This window comes from Kitasatospora sp. NBC_00458 (assembly GCF_036013975.1).
Taxonomy (GTDB): Bacteria; Actinomycetota; Actinomycetes; order Streptomycetales; family Streptomycetaceae; genus Kitasatospora.
This window is the reverse complement of the sequence record NZ_CP107904.1, coordinates 345,695-367,899: the sequence shown is the minus strand read 5'-3', so window position 1 is coordinate 367,899 and position 22,205 is coordinate 345,695. Positions and strand designations below refer to the sequence as shown.

The following is a 22,205-nucleotide window of genomic DNA, read 5'->3' as shown; positions in this document are numbered from 1 at the left end:
GCGGGCGTGCCACCCGGGGCACGCGCCCCCTGCCCGCTTCGGCGCGCCGGTGAGCGAGCCGTCCGCGAGCCCCGATGGCCGAAAATGATCGTCCTACCGGCCGGTAGTCCGTGCCGCAACCACTCCCACCTGCATCGACGACCTTGCCTAAGCTTTACCGTCGCGGGAATGGACGGCGAAATCCGATATCCATAAGGTATGCCTAAGCTAAGTGGGCGGGGGGCCGACAGTGCCTTTCCCCGTCCACGCTCAGCCCTGCCCTCATTCGCCCCGCCCTGACCGCTGGAGCTTGCATGTCCGCCCGTCGTTCCACCGCAGCCATGCTGCTCACCCTCGCTGTGGCGAGCGCCGCGTTGGCCGGCTGCTCGCAGAAGAAGGACGACAAGGCCTCCTCCGACGCCGTCAAGGTCAATGCCACCGACACCGCCTGCGAGGTCTCGAAGACCACGTTCCCGGCCGGTCACGTCGTCCTGGACATCGCCAACAAGGGTTCGAAGACCACCGAGGTCTACGTCTACGCCGAGGGCGACAAGATCGTCACCGAGCGGGAGAACATCGGCCCGGGGACGAAGGCGAGCATCACCGCCGAGATCAAGGCCGGTTCGTACGAGATCGCCTGCAAGCCGGGGATGGTCGGTGACGGCATCCGCCAGAAGATCACCGTCACCGGCGGGGAGGGTTCCGCGGCGGCGGCCGACCCGCGTCTGACGGCCGCGGTCGGCGCCTACCGCACGTACGCGCAGGAGCAGGCGGACGCCACGATCCCGGCCGTCGAGGCGTTCGCCGCCGCGGTCAAGGGCGGGGACGTGGAGAAGGCCAAGTCGCTGTTCGCGCCCTCGCGGACCGGCTGGGAGCGCACCGAGCCGGTGGCGGAGAGCTTCGGCGACGTGGACCCGAAGACCGACACCCGCGAGGACGGCCTGGAGCCGGGCCAGGAGTGGACGGGCTGGCACCGCCTGGAGAAGTCGCTGTGGGCGGATGGGAAGATCGGCGACGAGGAGAAGAGGCTCGCCGACCAGCTGGTCGCGGACCTGAAGGACTGGCAGAAGAAGATCCCCGAGGCGGAGATCACCGCGACCGGCATGGCCAACGGCGCCAAGGAGCTCCTCGACGAGGTCGCCACCGGGAAGGTCACCGGTGAGGAGGACCGCTACAGCCACACCGACCTCGCGGACTTCGCCGCGAACGTCGAGGGCGCGAAGAAGGCGTACGAGCTGCTGAAGCCGGTCGCCGCGGAGAAGGACGCCGAGCTGGCGAAGACCCTGGACGCCGAGTTCACCGCGCTGGAGGGCCTGCTGGCCAAGTACAAGCAGGCCGACGCCTCGTACACCTCCTACGACAAGGTCACCGAAGCCGAGCGCAAGACCTTCTCCGACGCGGTCAACGCACTGGCCGAGCCGCTGTCCAAGCTCGCCGCCGCGGTCTCCCCGAAGTAGACCGACCCGAGGTAGGTCTTCTCGAAGTAGACCTCCCCGAAGTAGGTCGTCGCCCCGTCGGTGCGGTCGGCGGGCCCCACCGGGCCGCCGACCGCACCGGCGGGGCCCGCCCACCGCACCACCCCGTACCACCCGGTTCCAGTACAGAGAAGGGCCTGTCGCCGATGGACGCCGAGCAGGAACAGCAGGACGCCGCCTCGGACGTGGCCGCGGACGTGGCCTCGGATGTGGCCTCGGATGTGGCCTTGGATGTGGCCGGTGTTGGTGGGGGTGGGTTCAGTCGTCGTGTGGTGATCGGGTGGGCGGGTGCGGGTGTCGCGCTGGGTGCGGCGGGTGTCGGTTCGGTGGCGGCCGCGACCCGCCGGGACGACCCCGTCCCGGGTGCGCCCGCCGCGGTGGGTGGGGACGTCCCCTTCTACGGGGAGCACCAGTCGGGGATCGCGACCCCGGTCCAGGACCGTCTGCACTTCGCGGCGTTCGACGTCTCCGCGTCCGCGACGCGTGAGTCGCTGGCGCGGATGCTGAAGGAGTGGACGAGGGCCGCGGCCGCGATGACGGGCGGGCGCGAGGTGGGCAGCGGTGCGGCGAGCGGTCTGCCCGAGGCGCCGCCCGACGACACCGGTGAGGCGTTGGGCCTGCCCGCGTCCCGGCTGACGCTGACCATCGGTTTCGGCCCGACCCTGTTCGACAAGGACGGCACGGACCGTTTCGGCCTGAAGGCGAAGCGCCCCGAGGCGCTGATCGACCTGCCCCGTTTCAAGGGCGACAACCTCGACCCGCAGCGCAGCGGCGGGGACCTGTGTGTGCAGGCGTGCGCGGACGATCCGCAGGTCGCGGTCCACGCGATCCGCAACCTGGCCCGGATCGGGATGGGGACGGTCAACATCCGCTGGTCGCAGCTGGGGTTCGGCAAGACGTCCTCCACGACGCCCGACGCCCAGACGCCGCGCAACATGATGGGTTTCAAGGACGGTACCCGCAACATCGCGGGTAGCGACACCGCCCGGCTGGCGCGGGACGTGTGGGTGGCGCCGGGTGAGGGTCCGGAGTGGATGACCGGTGGCTCCTATCTCGTCGCGCGTCGGATCCGGATGCACGTCGAGACGTGGGACCGGACGTCGCTGAAGGAGCAGGAGGACGTGTTCGGCCGTACCAAGGGCGAGGGCGCGGCCTACGGCAGGACCCGGGAGCACGACGACCCGGACCTCGCCGCGATGCCCGCGGACGCGCATGTGCGCCTGGCCCACCCGGACTCCAACGGCGGGCGGATGATCCTGCGCCGCGGGTTCTCCTTCACCGACGGCACCGACGGCCTGGGCCGCCTGGACGCGGGCCTGTTCTTCCTGGCCTACCAGCGCGACAGCCGCACCGGTTTCGTCCCGCTCCAGCAGCGTCTGGCCGCGTCCGACGCGCTCAACGAGTACATCCAGCACGTCGGTTCGGCGCACTTCGCCTGCCCGGCGGGTATCCGCAAGCCCGGCGAGTGGTGGGGCCAGGCCCTGTTCGGCTGACCTCCCGACCCCCTGCCGCGAACCCCCCTGAGGAGGTGCCGTGTTCGGCAACTACCTGATCGGCCTGCGCGAGGGCCTGGAAGCCAGCCTCGTCGTCTGCATCCTGATCGCCTACCTGGTCAAGACCGGCCGCCGGGACCGGCTCCCGCCCGTGTGGGCCGGCGTCGGCGCCGCCGTCGCGCTGTCGATGGCGTTCGGCGCGGTGCTGCAGTACGGCTCCACCCAGCTCACCTTCGAGGCCCAGGAGGCACTCGGCGGGACGCTGTCGGTCATCGCGGTGGGCCTGGTCACCTGGATGGTGTTCTGGATGCGCCGCACCGCCCGGCACCTGAAGGCCGAACTCCACGGGAAGCTGGACGCCGCGGTCGCCATGGGCACGGTCGCGCTCGTGGTCACCTCCTTCCTCGCGGTCGGCCGCGAGGGCCTGGAGACCGCGCTGTTCATCTGGTCCGCGGTCCAGGCCACCGACGACGGCTACAACCCGATCATCGGCGCCGCCCTGGGCCTGGCCACCGCGATGGTGCTGGGCTGGCTGTTCTACCGCGGCGCCCTGAAGATCAACCTCGCCCGGTTCTTCACCTGGACCGGCGCCATGCTCGTCGTCGTCGCCGCGGGCGTCCTCGCCTACGGCGTCCACGACCTCCAGGAAGCCGGCTGGCTGCCCGGCCTGCACGACCGGGCCTTCGACATCAGCACCACCATCCCCAAGGACAGCTGGTACGGCACCCTCCTCAAGGGCGTCTTCAACTTCCAACCCGACCCCACCACACTCCAACTCACCGTCTGGGCCGCCTACCTCGCCCCGACCCTCGCCGCCTTCTACGGCCTCTTCGGCAACCGCCCCGCCAAACCCGCCAAACCCGCCACCCCGACCCCCTGAGACCGCCGACCCGACCCGTCTGAAGCGGTCGACCCGACCGCCAGAGCGAAGAGTTCAGGCCTCACCGCACCACCTGGAGCCCCGACCGGCAGCACGCCGGACGGGGCTCCGCGCATGACACGGGCGACCCGGACAGGCGGTGTGCTGACGCCCGGTCAAAAAGTTCACCTCCCGGCTCTACCCGCGTAAACCACTGGGACCGCATGCTGGTCGGCAGCCCGGGCCGCTCCGCCCGGGGGCTTTTCCCTGCCCTCGTCGACACAGGAGTCCCCCCATGTCCGCGATATCCGTGCCGCGTCCGCCCCGCCGCACCCTGGCCGCCGCCGTCGGCGCCCTGCTGCTCGCCCTCGCCACCCTGCTGACCGGCGCCGGCAGTGCCCAGGCCGCCCTGCCGACCCCGGTCTCCGCCGCCACCGCGCGCAGCTACCTCGCCTCGATCGCGGTGACCGCCGAGTCCCACGCCTCCACCTACGACCGGGCGCTCTTCCCGCACTGGATCACCGTCTCCGGCACCTGCAACACCCGCGAGACGGTCCTCAAGCGGGACGGCGGCAACGTCGTCACCGACTCCGCCTGCGCCTCCGTCAGCGGCAGCTGGTTCTCGGTCTACGACAACGTGAGCACCACCAGCGCCTCGTCCTTCGACATCGACCACCTGGTGCCGCTCGCCGAGGCCTGGCGCTCCGGCGCCTGGGCCTGGACCACCGGCCAGCGCCAGGGCTTCGCCAACGACCTGACCCGCCCGCAGCTGATCGCCGTCTCGGCGAGCTCCAACCGCAGCAAGGGCGACCAGGACCCGGCGCACTGGCTGCCGCAGGCCTCCTACCGCTGCACCTACGCCCGCGCCTGGGTGCAGGTGAAGTACTACTACGGCCTCACCGTGGACAGCGCCGAGAAGAGCGCGCTCTCCTCGATCCTCGCCGGCTGCTGAGGAAACGTTCGCTCGGTGCAGGACCGACGACGGCGCCGCCCGCCGGGAGGGAGTCCCGGCGGGCGGCGCCGTCCGTGCGGTCGCGGTCCGGCTACTCGCTCTTGATCGAGCTGAGGATGTCCAGCCGGGAGGCGCGGCGGGCCGGCCACAGCGCGGCCAGCAGGCCGATCAGCGCGGCGGCCACCAGGAAGCCCAGGACCTGCACCGGCGGGACCACCGTGGTGATGTTCTTGAAGGCCTTCGCGATGGCCTGGTTGCCGGCCCAGGCGGTGACGATGCCGAGCACGACACCGACCACGCCGCCGAACAGCGCGATCAGCAGCGACTCCAGCCGGACCATCCGGCCGATGCCGCGCCGGTCCAGGCCGATCGCCCGCAGCATGCCGATCTCCCGGCGGCGCTCGAACACCGACATCGCCATGGTGTTGACCACGCCCAGGACGGCGATCACCACGGACATGCCCAGCAGCCCGTACATCATGCTCAGGACGGCGGACACCAGCTGGCGGTTCTCCGCCTTGATGTCCTTGTCGCCCTTGACCGCGATCAGCGGGTTGCCGCCGGTGGCGTCCCGCAGTGCCTGCTTGAGCTCGGCGTCCGGGCCGTGGGAGCCCTTGACGAACACCTTGTCCAGGCCGGTGCCGGGGGCGGCGTGCGCGCCCGCCACGCCGTCCGGGGCGATCAGCCCGGACAGCATGGTGCTGTGCTCGACCAGGCCGCCGACGGTCAGGGCGGCCTTGGTGCCGTCCGGGTAGGTGCCGGTCAGGGCCGAGCCGACCTTGAGGCCGTTCCGCTCCGCGTAGTCGGAGCCGACCAGCAGCTTGCCCTGCCTGAGCGCGTCGGCCGAGCCCTCGGTGACCTTCAGGTCCACCAGCCGGTCGATGGTGGCCGCGTCCACGGTGGTGAGCCACGAGGTGTCGTACTCGGTGGCGCCCTTGACCGGGACGGTGCGCACCACGCTCATCGCGGTGAGCCCGGGGATCCCGGCGATCTTCGGGGCGACCTCGGGGGAGAGCATCGAGAAGTTCGACATGGCGACGGTGTAGTCGGCCTTGAGGTCGTTCGCGGTGGCCTCGTCGACGGCCTTGTTCACCGAGGCGCCGACGACGGTCAGGGCGGTGATCAGGGTGACGCCGATGGTGAGTGCGGAGGCGGTGGCGGCGGTGCGGCGCGGGTTGCGCACGGCGTTCTCGCGGGCCAGCTTGCCGGGCGTGCCGTAGAGCCTGCGCAGCAGCGGCGCGAACAGGGCGATCAGCGGCCGGGAGAGCAGCGGGGTGAGGACGAAGACACCGATCATCAGCGCACCCGCGCCGATGCCGACCAGCTTGCCCTCCTGGGCGGACGCGCCGGCGAGCAGGCCGCCCACGCCGGCCAGGGCGAACAGCCCGCCGACGACGTTCCGGACCACCAGGGACTTCTGGGTGGCGGGCTGCTCGGCCGAGCTCATGGCGGCGACCGGGGCGATCCGCGAGGCGCGGCGGGCGGGCAGCCAGGCGGCGAGCACGGTGACGGCGACGCCGACGCCGACGGAGCCGAGCACCGTGGAGGGGCCGATCACCAGCGGGCCGTCCGGCAGGTTGGCCTCCATCGGGCCGTTGAGCACGGCGCGCAGCCCGGTGGCGATGCCGATGCCGGCGAGCAGGCCGCCGAGCGAGGCGGTGAGGCCGACCAGCAGCGCCTCGATCAGGACGGACCGGGTGATCTGCTTGCGGCTGGCGCCGACGGCGCGCAGCAGCGCCAGCTCCTTGGTGCGCTGGGCGACCAGCATGGTGAAGGTGTTGGCGATGATGAAGATGCCGACGAAGAGCGCGATGGCGGCGAAGCCCAGCAGGACGGTGGAGAGCCCCTTGGTGCCGTCGGCGATCATCCGGTCCTGCTCGTCGGCGAGCGCGCGGCCGGTCCGCGCCTCGATCGAGTCGCCCTTGGGGACGGTCTGCTCGACGGCGGTGAGCAGGGCGCCGTCGTCGGTGCCGGGCTTGCCCTTGACGTCGATCTCGGCGAACCGGCCGGGGCTCAGGTAGAGCTGCTGGGCGGTGGCCGTGTCGAAGGCGGCGAGCGAGCCGCCGGAGACCACGCGCGGGTCGTTGGTGTGCAGGGTGCCGGTGAGGTGGAGCTCCATGACCGGGCCGTTGACGGCGACGCGGACGGTGTCGCCGACCTTGTAGCCGCCCTTCTCGGCGGTCTTGGCGTCCAGCGCGATCTCCTTGGCCCCGCGCGGGCCGCGGCCCTCGACCAGCGGGTAGCGCGGGTCGGTGCCGTCGGCGCCGGGCACGTAGTTGGTGCCGGCGGTGGAGAATCCGTCGCCGATCAGCGCGCCCTTCTTGTCGGCGATGCCGGCGAAGCCGCTGATCACGCCGCGGGCGTCGGCGGTGCCGGGCAGGGCGGCGATCGCCTTGCGGGTGTCCTCGGTGAGGGTGGGGCCCGCCTCGGCCGTGCCGCCGTTGTGGTCGTAGCCCTTGCTGACGGCCTCGCGGTCGCTGACGGTGACGGTGATGTCGCTGTAGCTCTTGGCGCTCTGGGAGCGGAGCGCGTTGCCGAGCGTGTCGGTGAAGACGAGCGTGCCGGCGACGAAGGCGGTGCCGAGGAGGACGGCGAGCGTCGTCATCAGCAGGCGGGCCTTGTGGGCCAGCACGTTGCGCAGTGCGGTGCGGTACATGGGGTGGTGTCAGTCCTGGAGGGTGGTGGGGACGGGGGCCGGTTCGGGGCCGGGCGGGCGGGCCCGGGGCCGGTGCGGTGGCTCGGCCGCCGTGACGGTGCGGCCGGCGCGCCGGTTCAGCTGGTGCGGCCCTTGGCGTCGAAGCGGCGCATGCGGTCCAGGACGGTGTCGGCGGTGGGCTGGTGGAGCTCGTCGACGATGCGGCCGTCGGCGAGGAAGACGACGCGGTCGGCGTAGGCGGCGGCGACGGGGTCGTGGGTCACCATGACGACGGTCTGGCCGAGCTCGCGGACGGAGTTGCGCAGGAAGGAGAGGATCTCGGCGCCGGAGCGGGAGTCGAGGTTGCCGGTGGGCTCGTCGGCGAAGACGATGTCGGGCTTGCTCGCGAGGGCGCGGGCGCAGGCGACGCGCTGCTGCTGGCCGCCGGAGAGCTGGCTGGGGCGGTGGGAGAGGCGGCCGGAGAGGCCGACGGTGTCCACGACGCGGTCCAGCCACTGCTTGTCGGCCTTGCGGCCGGCGATGTCCATCGGGAGGGTGATGTTCTCCAGGGCGGTCAGGGTGGGGAGCAGGTTGAAGGCCTGGAAGATGAAGCCGATGTGGTCGCGGCGCAGCTGGGTGAGCTGCTTGTCCTTGAGGCCGACGAGTTCGGTGTCGCCGATGGTGGAGGAGCCGGAGGTGACGGTGTCGAGGCCGGCCATGCAGTGCATGAGGGTCGACTTGCCGGAGCCGGAGGGGCCCATGATGGCGGTGAACTCGCCCTGCGGGAAGGTGACGCTGACGTTGTCCAGGGCGACGACGCGGGTCTCGCCCTCCCCGTAGACCTTGTTGAGGCCGGTGGCGCGGGCGGCCGCCCGGCCGGTGCGGACGGCGGTTGCGGACATCGTCACGAGGGACTCCTGAGGGCTGCGAACGGAAACGGACGAATGTGTTCCGTTCGATTCTCCCAACCGGTTCGGCCCGGAATGTCGGTCCCGGGTACGGCGGCCCCCCGTCGTCCCGGCGTAGGCGCGGGGGGCCTTCCTCCTCCTCAGGTATGACCTCGTCCCTGAGGAGGGGGCCGTTCTGAGGAGGAGGTCCTGAGGAGGCCCTCCTGAGGAGGCGGCCGTCCGCTACTCGATGGCCACGCCCCAGCGCACCGCGAGCCCGGCCAGACCGTCCGCCACGGCCGCACCGCCCGGCGCGAAGTGCCAGACACCGCCGCGCCGCCGGAAGGAGCCGACCAGCATGGCGCTCTCCGACACCCCGCCCGTGTCCGCCGTCCAGGCCGCCGGCCCGGCCGCGGCCGCGCCGAACGACAGGGCCGCGGACAGCCCGTGCACGTAGCCGAGCGGCAGTGCGGGCTGGTCGTCCTCCTCGGTCGACACCGCGACCACCACCTCGTCCACGCCCGGCGCCAACCGGCCCGGCTCCAGCGTGAGTTCGGCCAGGCGCACCGGCTCGCCGGGCACCGAGCGGGTGGCGTGCAGACGGACGGCGCCGTCCGGGTCCTGCGGGTTGTTGAAGAAGACGAAGTGCTCGTCGTCCAGCACCTTGCCGCCCGCGCAGAGGAAGGCCGAGACGTCGAGTTCGACCGCGTCCCCGCCGGCCGTCCGGCTCCGCCAGGAGAGCGCCACCGTGGTGGCGGAGCCGGACGCGGCCGGATCGCCGCCCGCCCGCCCGCCGCCCGGCGAACCGCTCCCCGGCGTGCCGTCCCCTGACGTGCCGTTCCCTGACGCGCCGCCGGACGCAGCACCGCCCGCCGCGGTACCGCCCGCAGGGCCGCCGCCCGGCGAACCGCTCCCGCCGCCCAGCCGGCCGCGCAGCCCCTGCTCGGCCAGCAGCTCCACCAGCTCCGGCCCGCTCACCAGGGTCAGCGGCTTGTTGCGGATGTACTCGTACGAGCCCGGCCCGAAACCGGCCGTGGTCACCAGGATCCCCTTGATCGCGCCGTGGTGGCGGACCGTCGAGTCGAGGTCGCGCACCGCGGTGGGGGAGACCGTCGACCGGTAGCGCTTCGCCTGGATCACGATCCGCCCGCCGGTCACCGGGTCGAGGTCCTCGGCGACCACGTCCACCCCGGCGTCCCCGCTGCGGGCTGTGGTCATCACCCGGAACCCGCGCAGCCGGAACAGCTCGGCGATCAGCTCCTCGAACTCGATCGGGTCCATCTCGAAGAGGTCGGGCTCGTCCTCCCCGCCCTGCCCGGCGACGCTGCCGCCGACCGTCTCCGGCAGGCGGTCCGGACGCACCTCGTCCAGCCGCTCGGGCCGGGCCGACAGCACACCGCCCAGCCCCTGGAAGCACTCCACCGCCGCCACCCGGTCCAGCGTGAGCCCGGCGAACTCGCCCCGGTCCACCGTCACCGTGGTCAGGAACCGCTCCGCCTCCCGGCCGGTCGCCGGGTCGATGCCCTGGACGAAGCCGTTCAGCACCACCGAGGCCAGCAGCCCGTCCCCGTCCGCCCGGTACAGCTCGGCCACCACCCGCAGCGCGCTCTGCGCCAGCACCTCCCGGTACAGCGCCTTGCGCTCGGTGGCCGGCCGGGCCACCTCCGCCTCCCGGTCGTCGGTCTTCACGTACCGGACCCGGCCCGCCGACGGCACCACCTCCGGGCCGGGCAGCTCCCAGTTCACCACCAGCTGACGGCTCGACGCCTCCCAGGCCGCCACCAGCCGGTGCGGGAACCCCTCCGGCCACGCCGCCGAGGCGTACAGCACGGCGGTGAAGTACTCCTGCACCGCCTCCGCCTCACCGGACCGCAGCCGGTGCAGCAACTCCTCGGTGCGGGAGGCCCGTTGCTCGTCCTCCCGGCGGAACCGGGCCACCCACTCCAGGTACTGCCCGTGGTAGTCGGCGAGGCGCCGCTGCCGGTCCGCCTCGGCCGCCTGCGCCGCGTACCAGTCCTGCTCGAACCGGGCCCTGGCCTGCGCCACGTACTGCTCGTACTGCTGCCAGACCCCGGGGTTGCGGGCCTGCACCGGGTCCGGCGGCGGCACCTGGTAGCGGGCCTGGTCCGGCATCGGCACCGGCTCACCGAGCCGGCCCGGCTCGAACGGCGGCACCGGGCGCGGCGCCAGCAGGGACTGCGCCCGGAACGCCGCCCGCCCCAGCCCCGCCGTCAGCAGACCGCGCAACTCCTCCACCCGGGCGTCCAGTTCGGCCGTCCGCCGGGCCGCCTCCGCCTCCCGGGCCTGCTGGTAGGCGCGCTGCGCCTCCCGCTCGCCGCGGGCGGCCGCCTTCTGGGCCTCCCGCTCCTCCCGCTCCCGCCGGCGCTGCTCGGCGGTCTGGGCCCGCCAGCGGGCCTCCTCACGGCGCTGCTGCTGTCGCTGCGCCTCCGCCCAGACCGCCAGCACCCCGTCGTTCCGCCGCCCCGCCACGTCCACCCCTTCGTTCCGCGTCCGTCCGGCGCTGCGTCCGCCTCCCGGCCGCGCCGCCGCCGCGCCCGCCACAATAGAACGTGGACGGGGGGACCGTGCAAAGGGCCCGCGACCTGCGGCGCTGCCGGGGGTGAGGAGGCGTCACCCGGGGCGGGGCGCGGTCACCGCCGGTGGGGGCGGTCGGGGCCGTACGGAGCGGACGGGGCGGGCGGGGTCAGACGGACGGGGCCTCCCCGGGCACCGCCGCGTACCAGCGCCAGTCCGTCCGCCGGGGCCGGCCGGGCAGGTCGGTCCGGCCGGTGGCCCACAGCAGGGTCGGCCACGGGCCGGCCGTGCCGTCGAGCGGGACGTCCGGGAAGAGCCGGGCCAGCACGCGGTGGCAGACGTCGGCCGGCGGCTGCCAGGGCAGCCCGAGCCCCTCGGCGACGTCGTGCAGGTGGACCAGGGCCTCCACCAGGCTCATCGCGCCGAAACCGGCCGGATCGGCGAGACCCCACGGGTGGTACGCCCGCACCCCGGGCGAGGCGGTGCGGGCGATCGAGACCATCAGCGCGCCGCTCGCCTCCAGCACCTGCAGCAGCGCGTCCGGCCCGCCCGCGCGGTCGGCGAACACGAAGCTGTTCGGCCCGCCGGGGAAGCGGCGCACCGAGACGAACGGCACGTAGCGGTCGCGCGGCGGCTCCGCCGGCCCCAGCTGGGCGGCGTAGGCGAGCAGGTCGTCCGCGAGGTGCTCGACGGTGCTCCAGCAGTCCCAGCTGATCGAGCCGGCGGGGCGCGACCAGTCGGCGTCGGCGGGCGCGGAGCGCAGCGTGGCGACGGCGAGCCGGAGCACGGTGGCGAGGTCGTCGGGGGTCACGGGCCCGGGCGGGGCGGTGTCGGTGATCATGTCCGCGACGGTATCGGGTGGGCGGCGGCGCCCGGCGCCCGGACACCGCCCTGCGGGTGCGGCCGCCGCGGGGCCGCGGCACCGACCGGGCGCCGCTGCTGCGCGTGCCGTCGCCCGGGCCGGGGCCGGACCCGGCCCGTGCGACGGCACGGCGGGCGCCCCACCGGCCGGGCCCGCGAGACCCGCCGAGGCCCGTTGTCCGACCCGGCGGGTAGCCTCGACTGCTCGGAGCGGAGAGGTGAACGTGGCAGAACGACAGGCGGGCCCGGCGACCGGCTGGATCTCCACCGGCCTGCGGTGGCGCGACGGCCGGCCGGTGCTGAGCGCCGCCCGCGGCCACCTCGTGCACGAGCGCGAGGCGGCCCCCGGCACGGCGGTCGGCTGGCTCCTCGGCGGGCCGCGCCGCTGCACCGGCGCCCTGCTGGCGGGCCGGAGCGAGCGCACACCGTGCCCGCACCACGCCGAGATCGCCCCGGACGGCGGCGCCGTGCAGTGCGCGCCCTGCCAGAGCGTCGACCGGGGCCTGGCCCTGGCCCGGGACCAGATCCTCGACGACGGCCGCACTTACCGGCTCTACCTCGCCTGGTTCGGCCCGGGCCTGCTGAAGGTCGGCCTGACCGCCGAGCAGCGCGGCACCACCCGCCTGCTCGAACAGGGCGCGCTGGCCTGGACCTTCGCCGCACGCGGCAGCCTCCCCGCCGTCCGCCGGGCCGAACTCACCGTCGCCGCCTCCGGACTGGCACGCGAACGGTTCACCAGCCGGGTCAAGCTCGACCACTGGTGGGAGCACGGCGACACCGCCCACCGCCGCACGCTGCTCACCGAGGCCCGGACCCGGGCCCACGAGCTGCTCCACGGCCACGGGGTGGAGCTGTCGGCCGACCACTTGGTCACCGACCACGTCGAGGTCTACGGCCTGACCGGCGGCGCCCCGGCCGCCTACCGGCAGATCGACGCGCTCGCACCGGGCGCGGTGGTCGCCGGACTGCTGCGCCCCGCGATCGGGCGCCACCTGCTGCTCGACCAGGCCGACGGGTCCGAGCCGCTGCTCCTCGACACCCGCCTGCTCACCGGCTGGACGCTCTCCCCGGCGCCCGGCCGCCCGCCGTCCGGCCTGTCCCTGCGCTCGCGGGTCCGCCCGGAGGTCCCGGACACCCAGGAGGCGCTCTTCTAGGCACCGCTCCGGCCGGTGGCGCCCCGGTGGCCCGGACCGGGACCCGGATCCCCGACCGGATCCGGGGCCTGGGCCGGGCCCGCACGGCCGTCGGGCGCCTCCCGGTGCCGCCAGCGCACCGGGTCGAGCGCCCCGGCCGCGGGGTCGCGCACGGGTGGCGCCGCGGCGGCGGGCGGCCGGTAGCCCGCGGTCGAGAGCACGAGCATCTCGTCCCCGCCGGGCTGGAACTCGTAGCCGACCCGCTCCAGCCGGCTCGGGACGCCGTGCTCGGCCAGTGCGGACCTGACGCGGTCCAGCGGGCCGTACCGGACGTTGCTGGTGTGCAGCAGGACCGGGAACAGCCGCACCTGCCACCGGGAGACCCGCGCCAGGTCGAGCAGGGAGGCCAGGTGGAAGTCCTCGTCGAGCCGCGCCCCGTAGGAGAACAGCAGGTGGGAGCCGAGCACGAGGTCGAACGACCGGTCGGGGAAGGGCAGCCGGGGAAGCGAGCCGGCGACGTAGCGGTCCGGGCGGGCGGCGATGTCGGCGGCGAAGGCGCGGGCGGCCCGGCTGCGCAGCCGGGTGAGGCGCTCGGGGCCGCCGAGCCGGGTCCAGACGTACTCGGAGGCGTCCCGCACCAGGGCCGCGTGCTTGTGGCGGATCTCGCGCAGGACCAGCGCGCCGAGGTCCTCCCGGTCGTCGGCGTAGGCGGGGTCGACGGCCACGGCGTCGGTGCCGCGCCGTCCGGCTTCGGCGACGAAGCCGGCGGCGCCGCCCGGGCAGTCCAGGATCCCCAGCCGCAGGTCGTGCTCGGTGAGCGCGAACATGGCGCGGTACTCGTCGAAGGAGCGGGCGCTGACCAGCATCGCTCAGCCGCGCCCGACGAACGGCATGGTGGTCGGCAGCACGGTCAGGGACTGGACGTTGGTGTCCAGCGGCATCGAGGCCATCAGCAGCAGCGCCTCGGTGAAGCGCTCCACCGGGATGGTCGCCTCCACCGCCAGCGATCCGTCGGCCTGCATGGCCGCCGGCTGCGGGCGGCCGTCGGGCGGAGCCACGTTGCCCACGTCGATCTGCCCGACGGCGATGCCGTGCCGGCGGCCGTCCAGCGACAGCACCCGGGTCAGACCGAGGAGGGCGTGCTTGGCGGCCGTGTAGGCGACGGAGTTCGGCCGGGGCACGTGGGCGGACGGCGCACCGTTGTTGATGATGCGTCCGCCGGCCGGGGACTGGGAGCCCATCACCCGGAACGCCTCCCTCGCGCAGAGGAAGCCGCCGGTCACGATGGTGTCCATCACCAGGTTCCAGTCCTCGACGGGCGTGTCCGCGATCGGCCGGCGCGGCGCGGCCGCTCCCGCGTTGTTGAACAGCAGGTCCACCCGGCCGAACCGGCGGCGGACGGCCCCGAAGAGCTCGGCGACCTGAGCGGCGTCCCTGACGTCGGCCGGCACGGCCAGCACGCGGGACGGTTCGACGCCGGCCAGGGCGACGGTCTCCTCCAGGGCGTCCTTGCGCCGCCCGGCGACGGCGACCGACCAGCCGGCGCCGAGCAGGGCGAGCGCGCTGGCCCTGCCGATGCCGCTGCCGCCACCGGTGACGAGGGCGATCCGGCCGGGCTGCTCCGCGGGGGCTGTTCCGGGGGCGGCGGTGGGGGTGGCGGCGTCGGTGGGGGTGGGGTCGGTCACAGGTCCTCCGTGTTCATCCAGATCCGCAGCATGCGGCGGGAGCGCGGTCCGGGCTCGTCGACGTAGGGGGAACGGCCGTGCAGGACACGGCTGTTGCGGATGATCAGCAGGTCGGAGGCGGCCATCGGCAGGCCGAAGGCGATCTCGGGGCGGTAGAGCACCTCGTCGAGCACGTCGAGGGCCTCCCACTGGCGCTCCGTCAGGGGCGGTCCTCCCCGCTCGGGGGAGGACCGCACGGTGCGGGTCTGGTAGTAGCAGCCGACGGTCCCGTCCTTCTGGGTGAAGAGGATCGGGGAGACGATCACCTGCGGGCCCGCCCGGCCGGTCCGGTTGAAGGTCCAGTCCTCGCCGAGGGTGGCGAGGGCGTCGGGCCGCTCCCGCGCGATGATGTCGCGGACGTGGCGCGCGCTCGCCAGCTTGGTGAGCCCCCCGCCCCTCGCCGCGGGTTGCAGGCAGAACAGGACGAGCAGGTCGCAGGTGTCGCAGTGGAACCCCAGTTCGGTGTTCCCGTCGCCGTCCTGGTCGCGGAGCACCTGGGTCAGGTCGCCCTGCCCGTTCTGGGGGACGATCTCGCCGAAGTCGCCGAGTGTGAACGACAGCGCCGCCACCAGCTCGTCCAGCGGTGCCGTCGGGTCCAGCAGTCCGCCGATGTGCGTGAGACCCGCGGACCGGGTGCTGCTCCGCACGAACGCGCGGAGCCTGGCGCGGACCGGTTCGGCCCGGTCCCACCGCCCGGCCCCCGCGTCCGCCTGGAGCAGCCGTCGGTCGTCCTCGCCGAGGGCGAGCGACCAGGTGTCGCGCCGTGCGGCCAGGCCCGCACTGCTCCAGCCGATCTCCTGCACGGTGTCGTCCGGCATGGGGCGACCACTCCCTTCGTCGTTGTCCTCGGCCGTTCTCGGTTGTCCTCACCGGACCTTCGCCGGGCCTGTGGCGGTCTGTTCCGGTCTGTTCCGGTCTGTCTCGGGCTGTTCCGGGACGCGTGTGCGGGGCCACGCCTGGCCCGCGACGCGGGGCGTCCGTCCCCGGCCGGTCGCCCGCCAGGCCGCGCGCCAGGCCGCGCGCCCGGCGCCGCGGCCCGGTCCGGCGCGACCCCGCGAGCACGCCCTAGCGGGTCGTCGTGTCCGTGGCGACGGCGAGGGCCTTCGACCAGACCGCCAGTGCCTCGTCGACCTGCTCCGCCGTGACGATCAGCGGCGGGACCATCCTGACCACGTTCAGGTCGATGCCGCAGGTGAGCAGCAGCAGGCCGAGCTCGGCCGCCGCCTGCTGGGCGCGCCGGGCGGTGTCCGGGTCCGGGGCGCCGTCCGGGTGACGGAACTCGCTGCCCGCCATCAGCCCGAGGCCCCGGACGTCGGCGACGGCAGGGGTGCCGGACGCGACCGCGCGGAGCCCGTCGAGCAGTCGCGCTCCCTGGTCGGCGGCGTTCTCGACGAGCCGTTCGTCCCGGATGACGTCGAGCGTCGCCAGCGCGGCGGCGCAGGCCAACGGGTTCCCGCCGTAGGTGCCGCCCTGCGAACCCGGCCAGGCCCGCTGCATCAGCGCGGCGGGCGCGGCGATCGCTGAGAGCGGCAGACCGCTGGCCAGCCCCTTGGCCGTGATCAGGACGTCCGGCACGGTCCCGGCGTCGTGCTGGTGGGCCCAGAACCTGCCGGTCCGTCCGAAGCCGGTCTGGATCTCGTCGACGACCAGGAGGATCCCGTGCCGGTCCGCGCGGTCCCGCAGCCCGGCCAGGAAGCCGGGCGGCGCCGGTACGTAGCCGCCCTCTCCGAGTACCGGCTCGACGAACATCGCGGCGGTCTCGGCGGGTGCGCTGACGGTGGCCAGGACCCGGTCCAGCCCGCGCAGGGCGTACTCGACCGCGTCCTCCTCGCTCAGCCCGAGCCGGAAGGCGGACGGGAACGGGGCCACGGCGACGCCCGGCATCACCGGGCCGATGCCGGCGCGGAAGCGCGTACCGGCGGTGGTGAGGGCGGCCGCGCCCATGGTGCGCCCGTGGAAGGAGCCCTCGAAGACGACCACGTTCTGCCGGCCGGTGGCGTGCCGGGCGAGCCGCAGTGCGGCCTCGACGGCCTCGGTGCCGGCGGTGGCGTAGAACAGCGAGTCGAGGCCGGGCGGGAGCACCTCGCCCAGCCGTTCGGTCAGGGCGAGCAGGGGGTGGTGCAGCACGGTGGTGTACTGGCCGTGCAGCAGCCTGCCGGCCTGGTCGCGCACCGCCTCGACCACGCGCGGGTGGCAGTGGCCGGTGCCGGTCACCCCCACGCCGGAGGTGAAGTCGAGGTAGCGTCGGCCGTCGGCGTCGAAGAGGTGGATCCCCTCGCCGCGGGTGGCGACGACGGGGGTGGCCTGCTTGAGCACCGGGGAGAGTCGGGACACGGAGCCTGCCTTCTGTCGGCGGATGCGGCGGCGGTCGGTCGCGGTGTCGGGCCGTGCGATCGGTCGCTGTGGTGCGGTCGCGCGGTGCTGCGTTCACTCGCGGCGGTGCGGCGGTGCGGCGGTGCGGCGGTGCGGCGGTGCGGTGGTTCGGTCGTGTGGTCGGTCGCGGTGGTCAGGTCGTGCGGTCGGGGCGTGCGGTCGGGGCGCCGGCGGGCGGGAGGTATCCGGCCTCGGCCGCCCAGGAGAGCGCCGTGGACCACCACTGCCGGGTCGGAGCGGTGAACCGGACGCCCAGCCGGTCGAGCACGGACGTCGTGTAGGAGCGGTCGACGACGACGTTGCGCTCGTCCTGGAGGGACCACGCCGCGGCCAGTCCGGCCTCGGTCGGGTGGCTCCGTTCGGCCCGGGCGATCGCGGCGGCGAACTCCTCGTCGCCGGTGAGCACGACCGGGTGGCCGTGGGCGGCGAGCCACCGGACGAGCTCGTCGTGCGGCGTCTCGTACGGGGTCTCGACGTGGTAGGTGCCGGGTGCGGCGTAGGGGTTGGCGGCGATCGCGGCGATCCCGGCGGCCACGGTGTCGACGTGGGAGAACGCGAAGCCGGCGGCCGGACGCCGGGGCGCCGCGCCGGCCAGCAGGTAGCCGTGGATGAGCTGGTAGATCCGGTTGTCCCCGACGTTCGGCTGGAAGGCCCCGGTCAGGCTGTGCGCCGCGATGTGCCCGCTGCGGTGGATGAAGTACGGGCGGCCCGTCGCCGCCCAGGCGCGGACGGCCTCCTCGGCGCGGAACTTCGCCTGTTCGTAGGGGGTGCGGAAGCGCTGGCCGATCCGCAGGTCGGCCTCGCTGAACCTGCGGGCGGCTCCGTCGACGCCCCCCGCGACGGCGAGCGTCGAGATGTGGTGGAACCGGGCCGTGGGGGTGTGCTCGTCGATCCAGGCGAGCAGTCGGCGGACCGCGGTGTGGTTGGTCCGTTCCAGCTCGGCGGGCGAGGCCACCAGGCGGACGTCCGCCGCGGCGTGCAGGACGGTCCGGGCGGTTCGGGCCAGGGAGAGCCCGGCCCGGGACAGGCCGAGCCCCTCGCGGTCGATGTCACCGGCGACGGCCTCGATCCGGTCGTGGCGGGCGCCGGTCCGCCGGACCCGGTCGAGCCGACGGGCCGCGTCGAGGTCGCCCTCCGCGCGTACCAGGCAGGTGACGTGGGCGCCGCGCCGGAGGAGTTCGGTGAGCAGGTGGCCGCCCAGGTAGCCGGTGGCGCCGGTGAGCAGCACCCGGGCGGGTTCGGCCACCGTGAGGCGGCCGACCGCGGTGCCGACCGCGGTGCCGCCTGCGGGGCCGACCGTGGTGCCGCCTGCGGGGCCGACCGTGGTGCCGACCGCGGGCGCGGGGCCGCCGCGGTGGAGCAGGTGGCCGGAGGTGGACAGCGGGGGCCGGACCGGTGCGGCCGCGGTGGTCCCGGCCGCCGCCGCCACCGTACGGGCGAAGGAGGCGACGATGCGTTCCGCCGCCCGGTGCGCCGGTCCGGGCGGCGCGTAGACGAGGTCGGCGACCAGCCGCTTCTCGACGATGCGGGTGGTGAGGCGCAGGGCGTACAGGGGATCGCCGCCGGCGCAGCGGGCGGTACCGGGCTGCTCGTCCGCGACGGTCCAGTCCAGTGCGGGTTCGTCGGGCAGGTGGAAGGTGCCCAGGAAGTTGAAGCCGGTGTCCGGGCGGACTCCCGCCGTGTCCATCGGCAGCACCGGAGACTCCGCAAGGCGGCGTCCGACCTCCCGTACCCGGGTGCCGGCGGAGTCCGCCCGTCCGTCGGGGGCTTCGAGCTGGAGTCGTTTGACGGCGGTGAACCAGCCGACGGTGTCGAGGTGTTCACCGGTGTCGGCGGTGCCGTCGCGGCCGTGGGTCTCGACTTCGACCGCGAGCCGGGGGCGGCCGGTCCAGCCGGACACGGCGTCGGCGAACGCCGACAGCAGGAAGGCTTCGAGGCCCGGACCGGCGCCGTGGCGGCCGATGAGCGCCGCGGTGCCGCTCTCGTCGAGCGTCCAGCTGATGGCGGCCGGGTCCGGTGCGGGGGTCCGTCCGGTGGCCTTGGTGCGCGCGTCCGGGCCCGCCGCCGCGCCTGCGTCCGTCCCTGCGTCCGTCCGGGCCGTCGCCGCTGCCTCCGCCCGCGGCCGGGGCACGGCTGCGGCCACGGCCGTCGAGGCGGCCCCGGTGGCGGGATCCGCGGCGTGCCCGGTGGCGGGCTCGGGCGCGGGAGCCGGTGGCGCCGTCGCCGCCCACTGGTAGAAGTCCGCGGTCGGCGGGAGGTCGGCCGGCTTGTTGTCGAGCACCGCCCGGTAGGTGTGGGCGAGGTCGTCCAGCAGGACGCGCCAGGAGAGGCCGTCGACGACCAGGTGGTGGGCGATCAGGGCCAACCGGTCGTCGGTGCCGGGCGGACCGCAGAACAGGTGGAAGCGGACCAGCCGCCCGGCGGCCGGGTCCAGGCTGCGCTGGAGCTCGGTGCAGACCTCGGTCACGGTCCGTGCGACGGGGCCGGCCGGTCCGGGCAGCCGCGAGAACGACACCGGGTCGAGGTCGGGCACCGGCCGGGCGTCGCCGTAGCCGTCCGGGGAGACGGGCCGGCGCAGCGCCGGGTGCCGTGCCAGGACGGCCGCGACGGCGGCCGACAGGGTCGGCGGGTCGACCGTCGCCCGGCACCGCAGGAGGACGGACTGGTTCCAGTGGCGCGGGTCCTCGACGGGCTGCCGGAACAGCCACCGCTGGGCCGGCGCGAGCGGCAGCGCCCTGTCGTCGCCCCGGCCGGGGCCGGCGGCGGGGGCCGTCGCGGCGGCGCGCGCGGGGGTGGCGGCCGAGGCCAGCCCGGTGGCGGTGGGGTGGCGGTAGAACTCGTCGGGCCTGACGTACAGGCCCGACCTGCGCAGGAGCGCGATGGTACGCATGGCGAGGATCGAGTCGCCGCCGAGGCTCAGCACGTCGGCGTGCGGCCCGACGAGGGGCAGGCCCAGCGCACTCGCCCAGAAGTCGGTGATCGACCGGGTCACCGCGCCGAGCCGCCCGTCGACCGCGCCGAGCCGGCCGTCGACCGCGCCGAGCCGGCCGTCGACGGCGCCGGGCCGCGCGTCGGCCGGGGCTCGCGGGCCGGCGGCCCGTGCCTCGACGGCCTCGGTCACCAGGGCGCCGAGCCGCTCCCGGTCGAGCTTCCCGTTGGGGCCGACGGGGAAGTCCGGCAGCACCAGGATCGGCTGCGGGACGGAGTACCCGGGCAGCCGGTCGCGCAGGTGGGCGCCGAGCCGGTCGGCCACGCCGTGCGGGGCGGCGCCGTCGGCCAGGGTGATCGCGGCGAGCAGCTGGCCGCCCACGGCGGTGTCGCGGACGAGGACCGACGAGCGGCGGACCCCCGGGAACCCCTCGACGGCCCGTTCGACCTCCGCGAGGTCGACCCGGAATCCCCTGATCTTGACCTGGCGGTCCGACCGGCCGAGGAAGACGAGGTTCCCGTCCGGTCGCCGCCGGCACAGGTCGCCCGTCCGGTACATCAGCCGGCCGTCGTGCCGGGCGAAGCCGCGCGCGGTCTCGGCGGGCCTGCCGAAGTATCCGGCGGTGACCCCCTTGCCGCCGATCAGCAGTTCCCCGACGGCGCCGTCGGCCGCCGGACGCCCGTCGCCGTCGACCACCGTGAGCACCACCTCGCCGATCGCCGTGCCGATCGGGACGGCGGCTTCGTCCGGGGGCAGTTGGTCGGTCGTCGTGGCGAGGAAGCAGGTGGCGCCGACGGTGGTCTCCGTCGGGCCGTAGTGGTTGACCACGCGGGCGGCGACGCCCGTGTCGAGCAGGTCGGCGGCGAGCGCGCGCGGCAGCGCCTCCCCGCCCAGGAGCACGGTGTGCAGCGCGGGTACGGCCGGCCGGCCGGTGACCGCCCGGGCCTCCAGGAGCGCGGTGAGGTGGGAGGGCGTCGTCTTCAGCACCGACACCCCGGCGCCGCTCAGGGTCGCCCAGAAGGCGTCCGGGTCGCGTGACTCGTCGTCCGGCACGACCTGGACCGATCCTCCGGTCGCGAGCGCGAGCAGCCAGGCGGTGTGGCCGAGGTCGGCGGCGAGCGTGGTGACGTGCGCGATCCGCGGGGCGTCGGCCTCGGTGAACCGCAGCCGGTCCGCCAGTGCCCGGGCGTAGTGGACGCCGTTGGCGTGGGTGACGGCCACGGCCTTGGGCTCGCCGCTCGAACCCGAGGTGAAGGAGAGGTAGGCCAGGTCCCCGCTCGCGCCGACGGTGCCCGTGCGGTGCGGCCGGTCCGTGCGGTGCGGACGGTCCGTGCGCTGCGGCCGGTGGCCGTGGGCGGCCAGCGCGTCGACGTCCACCGACTCGGTGGGACAGCCGCCCGGGCCGCGGACCGGGGCCTCCGTGGTGAGTGCCCGGCGGACCCGGACGGAGTCGAGGCGTCGGCGCAGGTCGGGCGCGGACCACTGGGGGTCGGCCATCACCGCGGCGGCTCCCGAGCGCAGGACGCCGTGCAGCAGCGCGAGCATCCGGGCGTCCCTGGGGCCGATCAGGGCCACCCGGTCGCCGCGGCCGACTCCGGCCCGGCCCAGACGGGCCGCGATCCGGTCCGTCACGGCGTCGAGCGTCCGGTAGTCGAACGCGCGGACGCCGTCCGCCAGGGCGGGCCGGTGCGGGTGGAGGCGGGCGATGCGCGACAGCAGCCCGGGCAGGGTCCCGGTGGACCGCGTCGATCCGACGTGCCGTGTCGCGGAGGTCACGCCCGCTCGTCCCCCTTCCGTGCCGCCCGGGTGGGCCGTGCGTCCACCCGGGCGGTGTGGGCGGCCCGTGGATCGCCCGCGAGGTACCCGTCGAGCCGGGCCCGGGCGGGGAGCCGTCCGGCCAGTTCCCAGGCGATCATGCGGTGCAGGCCGTCCAGGTGGATCAGTCCCTCCCGGACTCGGAGGTCCGTGTAGTCGGAGTGGTCGACCGGATCGGTGCTGAGGTAGACGGGTGTGAACGGTGCCCATCTCAGGAGTCTGAGCTTCGCCGCGCAGACGGGGTTCGCGTTCGCCCACGCGGCCCCGCCCGCGCGGACGCGCTCGACCGCCTCCTCCACCGTCAGTCCGCTCCGGGGGACGAGTTCGATCGCACCGCCCTCGCTGAGGTGCCAGGGCAGGACCACGCCGAGGACGTCCGCCCGGGAGAGCCGCACCCGCCGCCAGTCGTCGGCGGTCCGGTCGGCCCGGTCGAGGTTCTCCTCCCCGGCCTGGTTGCTGTTCGCCTCGTGGGTGCGTTCCGCCGGGTGGTCGCGCCGGTAGGCGTCGACGACCTCGGCGAAGGCGACGGCGGTGACGATCTCCACGGCGGTTCTC

At 74.8% G+C, this 22,205-nt stretch carries 15 protein-coding genes; 5 read left to right on the top strand and 10 right to left on the bottom strand.

Going from position 1 to position 22,205, the window contains the following annotated elements; genetic code table 11:
* Positions 1-293: 293 nt before the first annotated feature.
* The 4 genes from efeO to OG550_RS01615 all read left to right on the top strand — a co-directional run bounded on the left by efeO (position 294) and on the right by OG550_RS01615 (position 4,758).
* Positions 294-1,436 carry an iron uptake system protein EfeO gene (gene efeO, locus OG550_RS01630; RefSeq protein WP_327673690.1) on the top strand — a complete coding sequence of 381 codons (1,143 nt, stop codon included), beginning with the start codon at positions 294-296 and terminating at the stop codon, positions 1,434-1,436.
* Positions 1,437-1,600: 164 nt separating this feature from the next.
* The gene (gene efeB / locus OG550_RS01625) at positions 1,601-2,947 is read left to right on the top strand and encodes an iron uptake transporter deferrochelatase/peroxidase subunit (protein WP_327673688.1); all 1,347 of its coding nucleotides are present in this window, start codon (positions 1,601-1,603) and stop codon (positions 2,945-2,947) included.
* A 40-nt stretch (positions 2,948-2,987) separates the two neighbouring features.
* On the top strand, positions 2,988-3,827 hold the full coding sequence (efeU, locus tag OG550_RS01620) for an iron uptake transporter permease EfeU (RefSeq protein WP_327673686.1): 840 nt from the start codon (positions 2,988-2,990) through the stop codon (positions 3,825-3,827).
* Positions 3,828-4,101: 274 nt separating this feature from the next.
* Positions 4,102-4,758 carry an HNH endonuclease family protein gene (locus tag OG550_RS01615; protein ID WP_327673685.1) on the top strand — a complete coding sequence of 219 codons (657 nt, stop codon included), beginning with the start codon at positions 4,102-4,104 and terminating at the stop codon, positions 4,756-4,758.
* Between the two features lie 91 nt (positions 4,759-4,849).
* Here the strand turns inward: OG550_RS01615 and OG550_RS01610 are convergent, their stop codons facing one another.
* The 4 genes from OG550_RS01610 to OG550_RS01595 all read right to left on the bottom strand — a co-directional run bounded on the left by OG550_RS01610 (position 4,850) and on the right by OG550_RS01595 (position 11,656).
* On the bottom strand, positions 4,850-7,414 hold the full coding sequence (locus OG550_RS01610; protein WP_327673683.1) for an ABC transporter permease: 2,565 nt from the start codon (positions 7,412-7,414) through the stop codon (positions 4,850-4,852).
* Positions 7,415-7,530: 116 nt separating this feature from the next.
* A complete protein-coding gene (locus OG550_RS01605; RefSeq protein ID WP_327673681.1) occupies positions 7,531-8,301 on the bottom strand; it encodes an ABC transporter ATP-binding protein in 771 nt (256 codons plus the stop codon).
* 222 nt (positions 8,302-8,523) lie between these two features.
* A complete protein-coding gene (locus tag OG550_RS01600) occupies positions 8,524-10,770 on the bottom strand; it encodes a restriction endonuclease (protein WP_327673679.1) in 2,247 nt (748 codons plus the stop codon).
* A 214-nt stretch (positions 10,771-10,984) separates the two neighbouring features.
* Complete coding sequence (locus OG550_RS01595) at positions 10,985-11,656, bottom strand: maleylpyruvate isomerase N-terminal domain-containing protein (protein WP_327673677.1); 672 nt, start codon at positions 11,654-11,656, stop codon at positions 10,985-10,987.
* Between the two features lie 244 nt (positions 11,657-11,900).
* On the opposite strand from OG550_RS01595, the gene OG550_RS01590 reads away from it, so the two are divergent.
* Positions 11,901-12,830 carry a DUF2797 domain-containing protein gene (locus OG550_RS01590; RefSeq protein ID WP_327673675.1) on the top strand — a complete coding sequence of 310 codons (930 nt, stop codon included), beginning with the start codon at positions 11,901-11,903 and terminating at the stop codon, positions 12,828-12,830.
* Here the strand turns inward: OG550_RS01590 and OG550_RS01585 are convergent.
* From OG550_RS01585 to OG550_RS01560, 6 genes are all read right to left on the bottom strand, one after another.
* Positions 12,827-13,675 (bottom strand): hypothetical protein, encoded by an 849-nt coding sequence (locus OG550_RS01585; protein ID WP_327673673.1) that lies wholly within the window; start codon positions 13,673-13,675, stop codon positions 12,827-12,829. The two genes, OG550_RS01590 and OG550_RS01585, sit on opposite strands and share 4 nt — an antisense overlap.
* Positions 13,676-13,678: 3 nt before the next feature.
* Positions 13,679-14,494, bottom strand: coding sequence for an SDR family oxidoreductase (locus tag OG550_RS01580; RefSeq protein ID WP_327673671.1), 816 nt, complete (start codon positions 14,492-14,494; stop codon positions 13,679-13,681).
* Positions 14,491-15,351, bottom strand: a complete 861-nt coding sequence (locus tag OG550_RS01575; protein ID WP_327673669.1) for a TauD/TfdA family dioxygenase — start codon at positions 15,349-15,351, stop codon at positions 14,491-14,493. The genes OG550_RS01580 and OG550_RS01575 overlap by 4 nt, the downstream gene beginning before the upstream one ends.
* A gap of 247 nt (positions 15,352-15,598) precedes the next feature.
* On the bottom strand, positions 15,599-16,867 hold the full coding sequence (locus tag OG550_RS01570; RefSeq protein WP_327673667.1) for an aspartate aminotransferase family protein: 1,269 nt from the start codon (positions 16,865-16,867) through the stop codon (positions 15,599-15,601).
* Positions 16,868-17,039: 172 nt separating this feature from the next.
* Positions 17,040-21,611: a non-ribosomal peptide synthetase gene (locus OG550_RS01565; protein WP_327673665.1), complete on the bottom strand. Its 4,572-nt coding sequence runs from the start codon at positions 21,609-21,611 to the stop codon at positions 17,040-17,042.
* Positions 21,608-22,195 carry a DUF6309 family protein gene (locus OG550_RS01560; RefSeq protein ID WP_327673662.1) on the bottom strand — a complete coding sequence of 196 codons (588 nt, stop codon included), beginning with the start codon at positions 22,193-22,195 and terminating at the stop codon, positions 21,608-21,610. The genes OG550_RS01565 and OG550_RS01560 overlap by 4 nt, the downstream gene beginning before the upstream one ends.
* Positions 22,196-22,205: the final 10 nt, after the last annotated feature.

Bases quoted from the DNA above. Each gene is read 5' to 3' on its own strand.
- OG550_RS01610 (WP_327673683.1), bottom strand. From the start codon at position 7,414: ATGTACCGCACCGCACTGCGCAACGTGCTGGCCCACAAGGCCCGCCTG.
- efeB (WP_327673688.1), top strand. From the start codon at position 1,601: ATGGACGCCGAGCAGGAACAGCAGGACGCCGCCTCGGACGTGGCCGCG.
- OG550_RS01595 (WP_327673677.1), bottom strand. From the start codon at position 11,656: ATGATCACCGACACCGCCCCGCCCGGGCCCGTGACCCCCGACGACCTC.
- OG550_RS01585 (WP_327673673.1), bottom strand. From the start codon at position 13,675: ATGCTGGTCAGCGCCCGCTCCTTCGACGAGTACCGCGCCATGTTCGCG.
- OG550_RS01575 (WP_327673669.1), bottom strand. From the start codon at position 15,351: ATGCCGGACGACACCGTGCAGGAGATCGGCTGGAGCAGTGCGGGCCTG.
- efeO (WP_327673690.1), top strand. From the start codon at position 294: ATGTCCGCCCGTCGTTCCACCGCAGCCATGCTGCTCACCCTCGCTGTG.
- OG550_RS01615 (WP_327673685.1), top strand. From the start codon at position 4,102: ATGTCCGCGATATCCGTGCCGCGTCCGCCCCGCCGCACCCTGGCCGCC.